Raw genomic sequence first — 16,809 nt, 5'->3', positions numbered from 1 at the left:
AATTCCATACAAACATAGCACCAACAAAGTGCAAAAGCCCCACAAGAGGGCAATTGCGTTTGAAATAATTAATTACAAAAACGCATAAGAGGGGGTTAATCTTACATTTCACCTACAATCTTAATAAAATATTCTAATTTCCCCTTAAAACAAACAAAATCCATTAACCTGCAACTGTGGTTAACATCTTGCTTTGTCTTACTCACAAAATATATTACAGCGGAGTAATAGTGTGCGTAGCTCTTCAATGGCCTTGAGCCCTTCTGAACAATCTTGGCTCCCATGGTTTGGTGAAAATGGCAAACTTTCACTTGGGTTGTCTTGTTATCTAAATAATCAGCATTATGGATTTATTGAAAAAACTTTCGAAGGAATAGCAACAACACGTCTAGAATTACTGCGCGATTGGACTGAAAACCAATGGCATAGCCTACAAAACATTGCTGATGAAATTCGTAACTTAACCACTAAAGAGGTATCTGACGCATTAAATGCAAAATTGAAACAATCCTCTGACATGTCAGAATTGTTTGTCATAGACCAACAAGGTACGGTACTTTCATCCTCTTATACTAACCAAATAGGGGTAAGAGTCGCAGAGGGAAGAGTACTCAAAGAAGCTTTTTCTGAACCTTTTCTGCATGGGCCATACGTTGACCAAACAACCTTGAAACTAGGAAACACATCATCTAAGTTCCATGATGCCGTTACTTTAATGTTTTACCTGCCTTTAACCTTAAATAACAACCAAAAAATATGCCTTTGCGGCCGTGTCCCAAACGATGTTCTAGGTGATTTAATTCAGCGTGAAGCTGGGCATATTTATCAAGATTCCGGCGATAACTACTTGTTTATGGTGAACTCTAAGTTCGATTCATCGATAAAAACAGGAACCGCATTGTCGCGTTCTCGCTTTGAAGATCGCACCTTCTCGCTTGGTGACAACCTAAAAGATGGCGTTAAAACAGAATGGGGCGTTGTAAGAGTTAAACACCATACTGAGCTCGAGTTGAGGTTTACCGACCCAGCTACTGGCCAGCTTCATCCGGGTGTTAGGGAGACCATTAAAAATGGTCAAAACTTATTTGTCACTTATCCTGGATATTCTGACTACCGCCATATCCCTGTTATTGGTAAAGGACTCACCTTCTCGTTACCCGGTTCAAGAGATACATGGGGCATGATGTGTGAAGGTGATTTGGAAGAGGTTTATCGCCGCCGATCACTAAGTCTAAATCTATTAAAGCTACAAGTTAGTTCTAATATAGTGGTCGCGGCATCTGCACCTATTTGCCACGAACTACTGGGGATGAGTTGGCTAATGTCGGGACTGGCAACACTAGGATTGATTGTTATCAGTGGCAAAATATTTAGTAATTTAGGGACCTCAAAAGTCGCTAAACGTCTGCAAAAAATGACCGACGTAATAAGAGGGATCGCGGAAGGCGGCGGTAACTTAAAGCAACGTTTGAAAGTTTCAGTATTACCTAATGATGAAACCGGCCAACTTGGCCGTTGGGTAAATAGTTTTATCGACAGCTTAGACAGCACGGTAGGTAAGGTTATCCAAGTCTCAGATGAAGTTAAAGAAGCCAAAACAGTATTAATACAAAAACAAGATGAATTTAGCCTTAATGCCAATCAAGTGTTGCAAGAGATGCAACAACTCTTAGATCAACTTGAAATGCAATTGGGCAATATTCAAAATGCCACACAGGAAGTAGTGCAAATTCGCTCAGGACTTGAGTCTGCGGCGGAGCAAAGTGTAAATCAATTTAAAACAGTGCAGACCCAAACTGATGAAATAAGAGGGTCTATAGAGCAATCTACGTCTACAATTCAGGATTTAAACAACCATGCAAATAATGTTGGGTCCGTTGTTGGCATGATCAGCCAAGTCGCCGATCAAACAAACTTACTGGCATTAAATGCGGCTATAGAGGCTGCCCGAGCTGGCGAACAGGGCCGTGGTTTTGCGGTTGTTGCAGATGAAGTTAGAAACTTAGCCAGAAGAACCGGCGAAGCGACTGCTGAAATAAGCATATTGGTAACCAACATTCAGGAAAATGCCAAACACGCCGTTACGGTAATGGAAGATGGTGTCGCTGGTATTGAGCAAGGGCTGTTGTCAACTGAAGAAACACTAACCGATGACCAAGGGTTAGGCAGCACAGTGGCTCACATGTTATCGACATTATCTGACATAAACCAAAAAGGCACCGAACAGCTTGAAAGTGCAAAACAGGTGGCCGATATTACATCGTCTTTGCAAGCTTCATTGTCGGAAGTAAAAGTGAGTACAAGCTCAGTTGACGTCAGTGCTGTACGACTTGAACGTCTGATGTCACGATTCCAAGTGTCAGAAAACTAACCACAAAGCATGTTAACAACTTAAAAGAAAAAGCTTAGTAAGCAGCAGTAATTAATCTACTTTACTGTTGCTTACTGATACTTTAACACATTGATGTAAATACTAAAAAAGCTTCACCTTCATTGTTTTTACAGCAAGGTGTTTCAACCTCTCCCTGCTAGCGTTTCTGATTCCAGTAAGCACTCGCATATAACTTTGATTTATCGTATTGGCAATGTGAATTCAAATGCCCTTTTAATTGCTTAACAACACTGGCTTCCGCTGCAATAAAAATTGCCGTTTCTCGCAGGTTCTTACCACATAATTTCAGCCCAGTTAAAAACTCGTCAGTTAACTTATTGGCGGTTACTAACCAGTGGATATCTATCCCCGGGGGTGCAGAAAACTGTTGAATATCGGCTTGCTCTGGCACCTGAATATAAGCGTGTCCTACTGCATTTTTAGGTAACATTTCTAAAGTCGCCGCGATTGCTGGTAAAGCGGTTATGTCGCCAAAAAATAAATGTTGCTGTGCAGCTAAATCGGCATGTTTAATATCTCCGGGACCACCGATGCCAAGAAAATCACCCACTTTGGCGTTAAGGGCCCAATTGCTTGCTAACCCTTGATGATCATTTACTGCAAAGTCGATAGTTAATGACCGGCTTACCTTGTCAAACGATCTAATAGTGTAAGAGCGCATCCACTTTTTAAAGCCGATATACATGCCAAGTCTAGGTTTATTTGTACCTGAATTGGGATCTGGAAAAATGGCTTTAACATGAGCGCTTTCTTTCCCTTCAGGAAAGTCAGCGAGCGCATCCCCGGTTAACACAATTCGTTTCATATGTGGTGATAATTGACTTACTGACAAAACTTCAGTCATTCGCATTTTTGGGCCCATAATTATTTCCTCCGATACTTTAGGTTATGCTGTTGCTTCGTTTGCCAACATTTTTTCAATACGAGGTTTAATGACTAATGTCATTAAACAAGAGAATGTCAGTCCCACTGGTAATGCATAAACCAAACTGTTAAAAAACATTCCAACAAACTGAGTGAGCGAAGCGTAATTGTGACCACTGATTATGGTCACAACAGCCATGATGGATTCCATTATCAACGCCATAAAAGCACCTTGTAATAGGTTTTTCTGAACAACTGACCAGGTTGGTAAATATAGGTTTATTAATTTACTTAGGACCGTAAATATTGTCGCGCCAATAGGCAACATTACCAGTAAAGCAAAAATGAAAGAGCTAACCCAAGTACTTAGAAAGGGTTGAGATGGTTGAAGGTTGGCCAAAGTCATAATAGCCGTTATAGTGCCGACCAATATCGACATAACAGAAAGCATAATAAGTATTTTTTTAAATTTGGGTTGCATAACAACACTCCACAAAATATAGTTGACAAGGTCTACTATATTTTAATTAGTTGACCTTATCAACTACTTTTTTTTTAATAAATACTATTTGTATTGCTTTGGGGGATCTATGGAATTAAGTGAAGCTATTTTTAATTTAGTACATTCGGTGCGTAATAATATCAAACATGAGTTAAACCAATTGGACTCTGGTTTATCACCTATGCATTTTAAATCACTAAAAGTGATTTCTATGATTGATGATTGTACTGGCCAAAAATTGGCTGACTTTATGGGCCGTGATAAAGCACAAATCAACCGCTTAGTTAAAGAATTAGTCAATCAAGAATTAATCACAAAAGAAGAGAATAAAAATGACAAACGAAGTCAATTTTTAGTCTTATCTACCAAGGCATTAGAGCTTATGAGAATGTTCAAAAATTCTGAAAAACACGTATTTAATAAAATGATTGTCGGTATACCACCAGAGCAAATTGAGCATTTTATCGAGTTAACGAAAAAACTTAAAAACAATCTAGATTAAGGCGCATAACGGACAAAATTCATTTGTTATTACCGCCTTAGACAGTTCTAATTTTCAAAATAGGAGTACCTATTTGAACGATGTTGCAAACATTCTTAACAGCCACTCCGTTATCTTTTGTTCTGTTACTCCTCAAAAAATCTGTACTATTTACAATTAGAAACACCCCACCGCAAGCAAATACAATTCGATACAATTTTTACATAAACCGATACGCCTTTTTGCTATGCTGTGCATTAAGATCCTTGTCATCTAGTCAAAACAAGTTGTATGTAAATTATGGAAAACACTAATAAATCGGCTCCAAACTCAATGTTAAATACGGTTGTTCTAACTTCATTTTTAGCGTTCTCAGCGGGCAGTTTTGCCGAAGACGAAAGCAATAAAGACAAAGAAATTAAGACGGAGTTAACTGAAGTCGAAAACAATAAAGACAAAGAAATTGAGGCGGAGTTAACTGAAGTCGAAAAAGCTAGCCAAGAGCGATTACACGACAAAAAAGGCCGAGGCCGCTATAAAAAGGTAACGATAAGTGAAGATAAAAGTTACTACACAATAGATGGCAAAGAAGAACTTGGTCCAAATCCAGTCGATGGCGAAACATTTTTTGTAAAATACAGTCGTGAAAAGTACGAATATTGGGGAGAACATGACGATGATGGGATCAATTACCGGATCAGAAACTTCAATGACCGCGACGGTTTCTATTTAGCTTACAGTGCAGTTAGCAGTTCTGGTGATGACTTTTACCAGTCGGGTGACCAAAGTAATGCCTCATTTGATACTCACTTTAGTTACAGAATTCAATTTTTAAGTCTGTTTGTTGAGTCTCCAGGATTGAACTCGCGTCGTCTGCATGGTTTATATGCCAGTAATGCCTGGGGGATTAATTTCTACAATAATGACAATTGGTCATTTGATATCTACAAGCAAACAAATACCAAAAAAGTTGAAGGTTTAGCGGAGATCCAAAACCGAAACGAAGGTAAGCGAGCAGGTATCAGAGCCACCGGATATTTCGACAATAGCCAACTGCAATTCATCTACAGCCCTTATAGTTCATCGGGCCCTAAAGAAGATGGTATTGAAGCATCTTTGTCCTACACACATTACTGGCAAGTTAAAAACTGGAATATTTACGGTAGCATCGGTGCTCAATATCAATCGGAAGAAGTAGCCGATTTTTATTACCCAGACGCTAGCACAGACCAAAGTAGGGTTAATACATCCGCAGAGCTAGGTTTAGAATACGCACTGAATGAACATTGGGTTTTGGGTGGATTTGCATCATATAACGAATTGCCAAGTCAGCGATCGGATATTCAAGATGCGACAACAGGTTCTCGTGCAGGACTACTTCTCACCTTTGTTTTTTAAGGTGAGAAGCGAAATCATGCGATTCACATTTAATCATGCTGTAAACAGGTTAATATTAGGAAAGCTCAGTTTATTACTGACCATATTCACTATGTCACCTGCGAATGCGGCAAACGAAACGTTAACCATTACGCCAGATCAATGCGTTGCATTAACACAGGGTCAACGGTGTTATGTCGACGCGACCTTAACGTGGACGTCTCCAACAGTTGGCAACTATTGTTTATATTCTTCCCAGCAAGTCAAACCTTTGACCTGCTGGCAACTGAAAAATAGTGGCCAATTTAGTCGAGAATTTGCCGATGACAAAAATATTATATTTACTCTAAAAATTGAGAACGAAGCGGCAGAAATCGCAACGCAGCAACTCAAAATAACATGGGTACATCAAAAACGCGGACAACCACGAATGTGGTGGCGAATATTCTAACTATAAGAGTCAACCATGACAATAAGCCAAAAACGAGAGATGTTGCATGACAGATAATTTCAAGCCCCACATACTGTTAGTCGAAGATGACAAAGCGCTTGCGGAGTGGATATGTGATTATTTGCGATTGCGACATTTTGATGTAACACATACAACTCGGGGAGATGATGCGGTTGAGCTAATTAACGATATCAACCCAGATGTTGTTTTGCTCGACGGCATGTTACCTGGACTCGATGGTTTGGATGTCTGCAAACAAGTGCGCCCACATTTTAGTAACGGGATCATAATGATCACCGCCAGAGACGAAGAAGTTGACGAAGTGCTTGGTCTGGAAATGGGCGCCGATGATTTTTTAGTAAAACCTATCCGAGCAAGGGCATTACTCACACGCATTAACCTAATATTGAAGCGTCAAGAACAACTCAAAAATCTAAACCTAAACCAAGAAACTCAACATGATACCCAAGCCTCTTCTGAACTGTCATTTGGTTCATTGACTGTTAATCAAGCAACGCAAGTCGTAAGCCTAGGCGGGCAAATTCTAAAAGTGTCTTCAAAAGAATTCGAATTGCTGTGGGTTTTAGCAAAACATGCTGGGGAAGTGATCAGCAGAGAGCGATTAGTCACCGAGTTGCGAGGTTTTGATTACGACGGGTTTGACCGTTCCATCGATATACGTATTTCCAAATTGCGGAAAAAGTTACTTGATGACGCCAGTAATCCATTTCGGATAAAAACCGTTTGGGGTAAAGGTTACTTATTTGTTAAGGACGCTTGGTAATGCGGATATTAATTGTCTCATTAATCACGTCGGTTTTTGTTGCTACGGTGAGCCTAGGTTGGTTATTCGACTACTTATATAATCAATATGTACAAGACGATACAAAAACACCAGTGAGCAGTATTACCGCCATTGAACAATTTGGTTCTGATCTGCAATCCATGCTAATAAACGGTCAGCATTCGCAACAAGCATTAGTGTCATTAATTTCACAATGGCCAGACACAGGTAACTATAAGCTGTCACTCATGCCAATTCACAGTTTGTCTTTACCTAAAAAGCTCAGGCAACAACTTATTGCGGGTGAACCTCTCACCCTTGCAAGTGAAGACGACATCGCCATTTATTATTACCTAACCAACAATCAGCAATTATTAGTGCTCACTAGCCCTTTGATGAACCAACAAACGCCAACGTCGTTAAATCGTTATGTTTTTACTGGCTTATTTTATTTATGTTTATTGCTACTCATGTTGCTTTGGCTTTACCCACTGATTAACCGCCTTTTGGCATTAAGGCAGATGGCAAAAGCATTTGGCCAAGGGAAGTTAGAACAGCGTGTAAACGTAGGCTCGATTTCATACATTCGAGATTTAGAAATCGAGTTTAACCACATGGCCCAGCGCATAAGCGACCTAGTTGGTGATGTGAAATTATTAAGCAGTGCCGTATCACATGACTTACGAACCCCTTTAGCCACCATACGTTTTGGCATGGATACGCTGCAGGAAGAAGACGATCCTGAACTTCGTAAAAAGTTTGAGCAGCGGATCAGTGACAACGTTGATGAAATGATTGAATTGGTCGAGATTTTACTTAATTATGCCCGTCTCGATCAAAGCTTAGTTACTGTTGATAAAGCAACAATAAAGCTTACACCCGTCTTAGAACAGATTATAAACAATCAACATAACCCACAAATTCAATTTGTCTTAAAACATCCGCACAACAACGATATAACGGTTTATGCCGACAACAAATACTTGTCTATGTTGCTTAAAAACCTTATTAAGAATGCCACACAACATTGCCAAAAAAAGGTAACGATAACCATCGAAGATAGTGCAGAACAAGTGTTAATTGTTGTCAGTGATGACGGTGCAGGAATTGAGGAATCCCAACGCGAACAGATCATCAAACCTTTTGTTAGAGGCAAAGCCGAACACAAAGGTTATGGCATCGGCTTAGCAATAGTCCAACGTATTTTACATTGGCATAACGGCACTTTAACAATTGGTAATGATGACGAACTCGGCGGTGCCAAGTTCAGTGTTTCTTTGCCAAAGCAAGGTTAATCCTTCCTAAAAACACGTGTGTTATCCAGTTTTATAAGCTTATTTGGATTTGCCCACAAGCACACATACAAAAAAGCCAGCTTAAGACTTTTTGTCAGCTGGCTTTCTCAAATATGGATCAATCAAAATTAACCCATTTGGCGATGTATCATCGCTTAAGCGTATTAAAGAGCGGCTAATTCTTCCGCACTTAATTGACCGTCTTTGTTTGCATCAAGAGAATCAAAGTTAGAGATAAGTTCGCTGATGTTACTAGCTGATGCTTCCGATTTACTTAATTGACCATCACCGTCAGTATCATATTGACTAATTAAATCACCTTGGCCTTTTTCTACTGCAGACTCAAGGTCACTTGCGGTTGCCGTCGCAGCAGCAAAAGCAGTGAATACAGCAAAAATTTCTACTAAAGTTACTTTATTTAATTTCAACATTGTAAATTCCTTATTATTAAAAGTTTATGCAGTAGTAAATCTACTTACGATTGGTATATTGCACCAGACGTGCCAAAGTGTAAGTTATTGTTTTTAATAAACTATTTATCAACCACTCCGCTTTACCTGTCGCCAAATAGCAACAGTAATAATTATTAAAAATAGATTTTTTACTCTAAACTGCGATAATCAAAAAACATTATTAATAAAACCAATAACTTAAGTTAACACTAAGGCTGAAATTTGACTGTCGCCATTCGAAGACACGATTGTTTATGACGTTAAAACAAGGTTAAATCGTTATGGGAATTAATAGGTAATAAAGCGAGATGAACAGATAAATGCATAAATGGTTGCAGCGCGTATCCAACATTAACATTTCAATTAAAACGCTCACTTTACTTGGTTTTAGCTTAGTTGCTTTACCTTTAGTGTTTGCGTTCTTATATAGTGCCAAACAAGTGAATAACTTGTCTCAGCAAGGCACCTCAGCAATTTTTAATGTGGCCGAATTAGTTGAACGAAATCGAAAGGTCAGCCATGTGCAATCTAGGCTAGAGCGATTTGCTGGACAATATGCAGTATTAAAAGACGACGATTTACTAGACAGCTTTAAACAACAATGCCAATTACTAGAGTCCACACTGAGTTCTAGTTTCAATAGTTATAAAGACAAGGCGCTTATTAAAGTGATCCAATCCTATTTGTGGCAACTAAAAAAAATTAGAGACCTCCTCGCCAAACCACACGCTTTACTTCAACTTGAGGATGTTCAAGTTGAGTTCCGTACTTTGGCCAAGTTAAATCAGCAACTCGCTTTGCGATCTAATCAGTTAGTAAATAACCAAGCCCACAAAATGATGCGTTCGGCAGCTCGCATAGAACAAACGATGTTTTTGAGTTTGTATACGATCCCAATCACTTTAATCATCGCCGTCATTTTTATTACTCTTATCATTCAGCCTTTAAAAAGGTTGCAGTCGCAGATAAAAAGATTAGAACAGGGTAATTTTAAACAACCAATTACCCTGCGGGGCTCAACGGAGATGGTTGAAATTGCTGAAGCTTTAGAATTAATGCGATGTCGGTTGCATGAATTGGAGTTACAAAAGTCGAGTTTTATTCGCCATATTTCACACGAACTTAAAACACCGCTGGCGGCGATCCGAGAAGGTACAGAGCTCATTTACGACAATAGCGTGGGTGAGCTTAATCAAGCCCAACAAGAGATCACCGATATCATTCGACTCAGCGTGTCACGCCTACAGATGTTAATTGAAGACTTGTTGGATTTTAACATTGTACTAGATTCCACCAGTTTACAGGACACCCAGTTTGTCGATATTAACAAGCTCGTTGAAGAGTGCCTTGAATTGAGGCGACTGGACATTAATCGCAAAAAACTGACTGTTCAAACCCAAATAAATAGCGTCGCTTTGCAATGTAACAGCAAACAACTAAATGTGGTGGTCGATAACCTGCTATCCAACGCAATTAAGTTTTCGCCTTCTAACGGAGTGATTAAAATCAAAGCCTCGAACGAAGAAGATAGACTTGTCTTCAGTATGACAGACCAAGGCCCTGGGATCCCGACGACTGCATTTGATGACGTATTCACCGCTTTCTACCAAGGCCCGACAAAACATAATAGCCCAATAAAAAGTAGCGGTTTAGGTTTAACGATAGTGAAAGAGTTACTAATGAGATTAAATGGCAATATCACTATTAATAGCGATACTGCATCCCCAAGTTTCACCCAATTTGTTATTCAATTGCCATTAACTAGGCAGGTCAGTCAGCGGCAAATGGAAAGTAGGAAATAATGTATAAATCTAAAACATGGCTATCGCATCTCGCAATGTTGTTTGTAGTAAGTCAATTCATTGTGGGTTGTCATTTACTTAGCGACTTTAAAAGCGAACGCCCACACACGACAAAAACAATTAAAAACGACAACTTGGTAGATTATTACCTTTGGCTAAATAAATTAACAAATGAGCAAATTACCTCAGAGTACCAGCAGAATTTAAGGCTAGGTAAGGAGCAACAGCAGGCAAAATTAAAGTTAATGTTAATTCAAAGCTTACCTAAAAAAGATTTTTATAATCCAAAACAGGCTTTGGCAGATTACAAAAAACGAACTGTATCGTTAACCGAGCAAGAGCAGTTACTTTTAGATTTGCTGGCTCGTCAATTACAAACACAAATTTCGCTTGATCAAACATTAGCTGTAGCACAACAAAAACAGATGAAGGTAAATAAACAGCTGAAAAAACAAAAGGCTGCAATAGACTCTCTTAAAACTGAAAACCTATTATTGCAAAGTCAGATTGCACAATTGAAGCAAATCGAAAATTCCATCAACATTAACGGGCAATAAACCATGAGTGATACAACCGATACAAGTCCACAAGACCGAGTTTTAATTGTCGATGATGATCCCAGTTTATTACGATTATTAACCATACGGTTAACCGCTGCGAACTACCTTGTAAAGTCGGCTGCATCTGCTAAAGAAGCCCTAGGTGCATTAAACGGCTTTAATCCTCAGCTTGTAATTAGTGATTTGCGTATGGAAGGCATGGATGGAATGGCATTGTTCGAACGCATTCGTCTACAATCGCCCAACTTGCCAGTCATCATTATGACCGCCCACGGCACAATTCCAGATGCAATTAACGCCACTAAACAAGGCGTGTTTAGTTTTCTAACTAAGCCCTTTGAAAGCCAAGAATTGCTCGATACTGTACAACAAGCATTGCGACTACGACCTGCCCTTGCCATTGACTCCCCTGGCGACGAAAGTCATCAATGGCGACAAAACATTATATCGCGCAGTGCCACCATGGAAACCTTATTGCAACAAACGTATCAAGTGGCCCAAAGTGATTTTAGTATTTTAATACAAGGTCAAAGTGGTACAGGTAAAGAGTTGTTAGCTCAAGCGATTCACCATGCCAGCGAACGCCGATACCGACCTTTTACTGCGATCAATTGCGCGGCAGTACCAGAAAACTTATTAGAGTCTGAGTTATTTGGTCACAGAAAAGGCGCATTTACGGGAGCCGACAAACACCACACAGGATTGTTTGAGTCCAGTAATGGTGGGACCTTATTTTTAGATGAAATCGGCGATATGCCTCTAAATTTTCAGGTCAAACTGTTGCGGGCCATTCAAGAAAAAGAAATCCGACCCGTTGGCAGTACCGAAACAATCAAAGTGGATGTCAGGCTCATTTCCGCAACCCACAAAAATTTGCAACAAGGTATAAAGGAGCAACAATTTCGAGAAGACTTGTACTACCGTCTCAATGTTGTCGAACTCACTCTTCCGCCTCTATGCGAACGTCGTGAGGATATCCCATTATTAGCGAATTTCTTTTTGAACCGTATATCAGACAAAGCAAATATAACCGTCAATGGCTTTAGCCAAGAAGCATTGGAGTTATTAATTTGTGCCCCATGGCCGGGCAACATACGTCAGTTGCAAAATGTGATAGAGCAATGTGTTGCGTTATCGACAGAATCGGTGATCAGTGAAACACTAGTGCGAAATGCATTACGCGAAGCCCCTAATGGACATCCATCATTTCAAGAAGCCCGTGAGCAATTTGAACGCGACTATCTCACTTCAGTATTAAAAGCGACGTCGGGAAATGTGTCACAAGCGGCCAAACTTTCAAAACGTAATCGAACTGAATTTTACAAACTGCTCAACAAACACCACTTAGATCCAGAAGCGTTTCGTGACGAGCCATAGCAGAACTAGTGAGGTCAGAGGAATGTCATAATTCGCTTTGCAGGCTGCGCCTTTCTTTGCCCTGCGGGCAGCTATTTCGACTGCGTCGACCATGCTGACGTGGTACTTGTGCCTTGCCGGCGGCTTTTCGCCTAAAGGCGAGTCACTTTTCTCAACAGCTAGAAAAGTAACCAAAAGAGCCGCTTTCGGCCAAATCCCTAATCCTTATTTGATATTTATATTATCGTCGAAGACGGGATGAAAGTATGTCCATATACAACCATCCCTTGCAACGGCGTCCCTGCCGTTCACTTCGAGATATAAATCTCAACTAAGGGGGATTTAGACGAAGGATTAAGTCGCCTGAACTTTTGGTCTGAAAACATGTTTTAGAGAAAAACATTATACCAATTAAACAGAAAAAAACGTCATCCCAAAAGAGCCACAGCGATATTAGGGATCTCCAACCAAGTGCAGAGTAAGTTCATAATTCGCATTGCAGGCTGCGCCTTTCTTTGCCCTGCGGGCAGCTATTTCGACTGCGTCGACCTTACTGACGTGGTACTTGTGCCTTGCAGGCGGCTTTTCGCCTAAAGGCGAGTCACTTTTCTCAACAGCTAGAAAAGTAACCAAAAGAGCCGCTTTCGGCCAAATCCCTAATCCTTATTTGATATTTATATTATCGTCGAAGACGGGATGAAAGTATGTCCATATACAACCATCCCTTGCAACGGCGTCCCTGCCGTTCACTTCGAGATATAAATCTCAACTAAGGGGGATTTAGACGAAGGAATAAGTCGCCTGAACTTTTGGTGTGAAAACATTTTTTTAGAAATACCGTCTTTCAATTAAACAGAAAAAAACGTCATTCCCTAGCTAGTAAAATGAGTCGAGCCACAGCGATATTTGGAACCTCCAACCAAGTGCAGAGGAAGTTCATAATTCGCCCTAAATTGGCTCACAATAACCAGAACAAAAACCGTCATCCCAAAAGAGCATTAGCGATATTTGGAACCTCCAACCAAGTGCAGAGGAAGTTCATAATCCGCCCCAAATTGGCTCACAATAACCAGAACAAAAAACGTCATTCCAAAAGAGCATTAGCGATATTTGGAACCTCCAACCAAGTGCAGAGGAAGTTCATAATTCGCCCTAAATTAGCTCATAATAACCAGAACAAAAAACGTCATTCCAAAAGAGCATTAGCGATATTTGGAACCTCCAACCAAGTGCTGAGGAAGTTCATAATTCGCATTGCAGGCTGCGCCTTTCTTTGCCCTGCGGGCAGCTATTTCGACTGCGTCGACCATGCTGACGTGGTACTTGTGCCTTGCAGGCGGCTTTTCGCCTAAAGGCGAGTCACTTTTCTCAACAGCTAGAAAAGTAACCAAAAGAGCCGCTTTCGACCAAATCCCTAATCCTTATTTAGGATTTATATTATCGTCGAAGACGGGATGAAAGTATGTCCATATACAACCATCCCTTGCAACGGCGTCCCTGCCGTTCACTTCGAGATATAAATCTCAACTAAGGGGGATTTAGACGAAGTAATATGCAGTCTGAACTTTAAGTGCAATAACTCAAAATTTCAGAACAAAAAACGTCCTCAGTGCTTTGAAGGAGATCTCAAATATCGCTTCGCGATTTTGAGATGACGGGTAGCATGCAGAGGAATGTCATTATTCGTTTTAATCGAATCATAATTTCCAAACAGAAAACCGGTGCTCCCCTTTTTGGGCTGGAAACTCTTAGTTACAACTTTCCTTAATCAAATCAAGCAATAGCGTTCAGATTTCTGTTCAACTATGACATAGTGCCAGCGTTAAATAACCATAGGAATATAACAACAATGGCAAAATGGAAATCAAGCAAGGCAACTAGGCTATTGCTTTGTAAACTCGCAGTATTGGGGCTTTCAGTTTCAGTTTCAGCTTCAAGTTTCGCAAAAGAAGGGATGTTTACCCCTGAACAATTACCACTAATAAAAAATGATTTAGTCGCCACAGGCTTAGAATTACCACCTGAATCATTATCTTCATTAACTGAGTTTCCTATGGGCGCAATTGTTTCTTTAGGCGGCTGTTCTGCTTCATTTGTGTCCCCTAAAGGCTTAGTCGTCACTAATCATCATTGTGCTCGTGGCTCAGTGCAATTTAATAGTACCGCTGAAAACAACTACCTAGAGAATGGCTTTGTTGCTAAGTCGTATGCAGAAGAATTACCCGCAGCTCCGGGTTCTCGTATCTACGTTACCGTCGATTTTAAAGATGTTACCGCTGATGTGGTTGGTTCACTCAACCCTAAGTTAACCGGTCGTGACCGCTATGAGGCGATCACTAAGAACAAAAAAGCGATTATCGCTGAATGTGAAAAAGACGAAGGTCATCGTTGTTCGGTTCCATCTTTCCACCAGGGTTTAGAATATAAACTAATTAAGCAACTTGAGATTAAAGATGTCCGTATTGCCTATTCTCCGGCAGATGCGATTGGCAAATATGGCGGTGACATAGACAATTGGATGTGGCCGCGTCATACCGGCGATTTCGCCTTTTATCGCGCTTATGTGGGTAAAGATGGTAAACCAGCCGATTTCTCTAAAGACAACGTGCCATACCAGCCAGCTCATACCCTGAAAGTCTCTGCTGCAGGATTAGAAGAAGGTGATTTTGCCATGGCAGCGGGCTACCCAGGTTCGACTCAACGTTATCAGCGTTTAGTTAGAGTTGAACACGTATTTAGTTGGTCTTACCCGACATGGATCACTCTAATTGAAGACTGGATTGCTATGATTGAAAAAACAGCACCAGAAGGCAGTGATGCGCGTGTTAAGTACGAGTCGCTATTGTCAGGTCTTAACAATTTCATGAAAAACACAAAGGGCCAAATCAAAGGCGCAAAACGTGTTGGTTTAGTCGAGCGCCGAGCAGAACGAGAAGCAGAGTTGTTAGCTTGGATTGGCAACGTGCCGGAGCGTCAACAATACAAAAAAGCCATCGTCGAATTGGACAAATTAGAAACTGAAATTAGTGACCATGGCAAAGCACAATTTTTATATGGTAATGCCAGCCGTTCACAATTGTTAGGCACAGCTAAACGTTTATATCGACTCGCTATTGAAAAACAAAAACCTGATGCTGAACGTGAACAAGGCTACCAAGAACGTGACATGGATCAGTTCAAGCAAGGTTTACAACGTATAGACCGTCGATTTGATGCGACAGTAGAACAGGCTCTTTGGTTAATGTTTATTGAAAAATACGCCAAACAAGACCCATCACAACGCGTTGCGGAGTTCGACAAAGTTATTGGTTTAAAAGGGTCTAAATTCAATAAAAATGACAAACAAAGAATTGCGAAAAAACTGGCTTCTTTCTACAAAAAAACAGTGTTGAGCGATGTTGAAAAACGCATAGCCCTAATGAACGCAACTCAAAAGGAACTTGAAGCAAGTAATGACCCATTCATCAAGTTGGCTATCGCAACTTATGCGCATGGTTTGAAAGTTGAAAACGAAGAAAAAGAACACGCCGGAAAACGTGCAAACTTGCGTCCTCAATATATGAAGGCCATCATTGATTGGCAAGCCTCTATGGGCAAACTAGCCTACCCTGATGCAAATTCAACGCTACGTGTTACCTATGGCAAAGTATTAGGTGGTTCACCTAAAGATGGTTTGATTTACGAACCGTTCACGCGCTTAGAAGGTATTGTTGAAAAAGATACTGGAGAAGAACCATTTAATTCACCTAAGAAGCAACTAGAGCTTATCAACGACAAACAATACGGTGATTACGCTCTAAAAAGTCTAGGCACAGTGCCAGTAAACTTCTTAACTGATTTAGACTCAACTGGCGGTAACTCAGGTTCTGCAACCTTGAACTCAAAAGGTGAGTTAATTGGCTTGTTGTTTGATGGCACATTTGAAAGTGTAAACTCTGACTGGGATTTTGATCCGAGAACAACTCGCACGATTCACGTTGATTCGCGCTATATGTTATGGGTAATGGAATACGTCGACGACGCGAAACACTTAGTTGATGAAATGAGTATTGCCAAATAAGCTTAGTAAATGCAATTAACTCCTGTTAATTGCAAACCAGCTAAATTGAATAAAACCGAGAATGGGTAAAACCATCTCGGTTTTTTTATTTGCCAATTGCGCTATTTAGCCGTGCTTTTATGTCGCGGAGTGAACAATCATTTGTTCTTCATCTTTACTTTTACTTTAACTTTAACTTTAACTTTTACTTTGGGGAATGAGGTGCGAGATGGCCGATTAGCCGTGCTCTTATGTCGCGGAGTGAACAATCACTTGTTCTTCATCTTTACTTTTACTTTAACTTTTACTTTTACTTTTACTTTGGGGAATGAGGTGCGAGATGGCCGATAAGCCGTGCTTTTATGTCGGCGGAGTGGACAATCATTTGTTCTTCATCTTTACTTTTATTTTGGGGAATGAGGTGCGAGATGGCCGATAAGCCGTGCTCTTATGT

13 protein-coding genes are annotated in these 16,809 nt (G+C 40.3%); 10 read left to right on the top strand and 3 right to left on the bottom strand.

What is annotated here, in order from left to right:
• The first annotated feature begins 232 nt into the window (after positions 1-232).
• A complete protein-coding gene (locus tag Q4575_RS14550; RefSeq protein WP_303523320.1) occupies positions 233-2,371 on the top strand; it encodes a methyl-accepting chemotaxis protein in 2,139 nt (712 codons plus the stop codon).
• Between the two features lie 157 nt (positions 2,372-2,528).
• On the opposite strand, the gene Q4575_RS14545 is transcribed toward Q4575_RS14550, so the two are convergent.
• Entirely contained in the window at positions 2,529-3,254 is a 726-nt protein-coding gene (locus Q4575_RS14545) for a siderophore-interacting protein (RefSeq protein ID WP_303523319.1), read from the bottom strand.
• Positions 3,255-3,278: 24 nt separating this feature from the next.
• Positions 3,279-3,737, bottom strand: a complete 459-nt coding sequence (locus tag Q4575_RS14540; protein WP_215961830.1) for a DUF2798 domain-containing protein — start codon at positions 3,735-3,737, stop codon at positions 3,279-3,281.
• Between the two features lie 109 nt (positions 3,738-3,846).
• On the opposite strand from Q4575_RS14540, the gene Q4575_RS14535 reads away from it, so the two are divergent.
• The 5 genes from Q4575_RS14535 to Q4575_RS14515 all read left to right on the top strand — a co-directional run bounded on the left by Q4575_RS14535 (position 3,847) and on the right by Q4575_RS14515 (position 8,146).
• Positions 3,847-4,260 carry a MarR family winged helix-turn-helix transcriptional regulator gene (locus tag Q4575_RS14535; protein WP_215961831.1) on the top strand — a complete coding sequence of 138 codons (414 nt, stop codon included), beginning with the start codon at positions 3,847-3,849 and terminating at the stop codon, positions 4,258-4,260.
• Between the two features lie 279 nt (positions 4,261-4,539).
• Positions 4,540-5,637, top strand: coding sequence for a MipA/OmpV family protein (locus Q4575_RS14530; RefSeq protein WP_215961832.1), 1,098 nt, complete (start codon positions 4,540-4,542; stop codon positions 5,635-5,637).
• Positions 5,638-5,653: 16 nt separating this feature from the next.
• Positions 5,654-6,067, top strand: coding sequence for a DUF3019 domain-containing protein (locus Q4575_RS14525; RefSeq protein WP_272180717.1), 414 nt, complete (start codon positions 5,654-5,656; stop codon positions 6,065-6,067).
• Between the two features lie 46 nt (positions 6,068-6,113).
• A complete protein-coding gene (locus Q4575_RS14520; RefSeq protein ID WP_303523318.1) occupies positions 6,114-6,851 on the top strand; it encodes a winged helix-turn-helix domain-containing protein in 738 nt (245 codons plus the stop codon).
• Complete coding sequence (locus Q4575_RS14515) at positions 6,851-8,146, top strand: ATP-binding protein (RefSeq protein ID WP_303523317.1); 1,296 nt, start codon at positions 6,851-6,853, stop codon at positions 8,144-8,146. The genes Q4575_RS14520 and Q4575_RS14515 overlap by 1 nt, the downstream gene beginning before the upstream one ends.
• Positions 8,147-8,310: 164 nt before the next feature.
• Here the strand turns inward: Q4575_RS14515 and Q4575_RS14510 are convergent, their stop codons facing one another.
• The gene (locus tag Q4575_RS14510) at positions 8,311-8,577 is read right to left on the bottom strand and encodes a hypothetical protein (RefSeq protein WP_303523316.1); all 267 of its coding nucleotides are present in this window, start codon (positions 8,575-8,577) and stop codon (positions 8,311-8,313) included.
• A 341-nt stretch (positions 8,578-8,918) separates the two neighbouring features.
• Here Q4575_RS14510 and Q4575_RS14505 point away from each other — a divergent pair, with 341 nt between their 5' ends.
• The 4 genes from Q4575_RS14505 (at position 8,919) to Q4575_RS14490 (ending at position 16,376) form a co-directional block, all read left to right on the top strand.
• The gene (locus Q4575_RS14505; protein WP_303523315.1) at positions 8,919-10,400 is read left to right on the top strand and encodes an ATP-binding protein; all 1,482 of its coding nucleotides are present in this window, start codon (positions 8,919-8,921) and stop codon (positions 10,398-10,400) included.
• 134 nt (positions 10,401-10,534) lie between these two features.
• Positions 10,535-10,957 (top strand): hypothetical protein, encoded by a 423-nt coding sequence (locus Q4575_RS14500; protein ID WP_303523314.1) that lies wholly within the window; start codon positions 10,535-10,537, stop codon positions 10,955-10,957.
• A gap of 3 nt (positions 10,958-10,960) precedes the next feature.
• Positions 10,961-12,337 (top strand): sigma 54-interacting transcriptional regulator, encoded by a 1,377-nt coding sequence (locus tag Q4575_RS14495; protein ID WP_303523313.1) that lies wholly within the window; start codon positions 10,961-10,963, stop codon positions 12,335-12,337.
• 1,828 nt (positions 12,338-14,165) lie between these two features.
• Positions 14,166-16,376: a S46 family peptidase gene (locus Q4575_RS14490; protein ID WP_303523312.1), complete on the top strand. Its 2,211-nt coding sequence runs from the start codon at positions 14,166-14,168 to the stop codon at positions 16,374-16,376.
• Positions 16,377-16,809: the final 433 nt, after the last annotated feature.

Source organism: Psychrosphaera sp. 1_MG-2023 (genome assembly GCF_030548245.1).
GTDB classification, from domain to species: domain Bacteria; phylum Pseudomonadota; class Gammaproteobacteria; order Enterobacterales; family Alteromonadaceae; genus Psychrosphaera; species Psychrosphaera algicola.
This window is presented reverse-complemented; position numbering and strand designations above follow the sequence as displayed.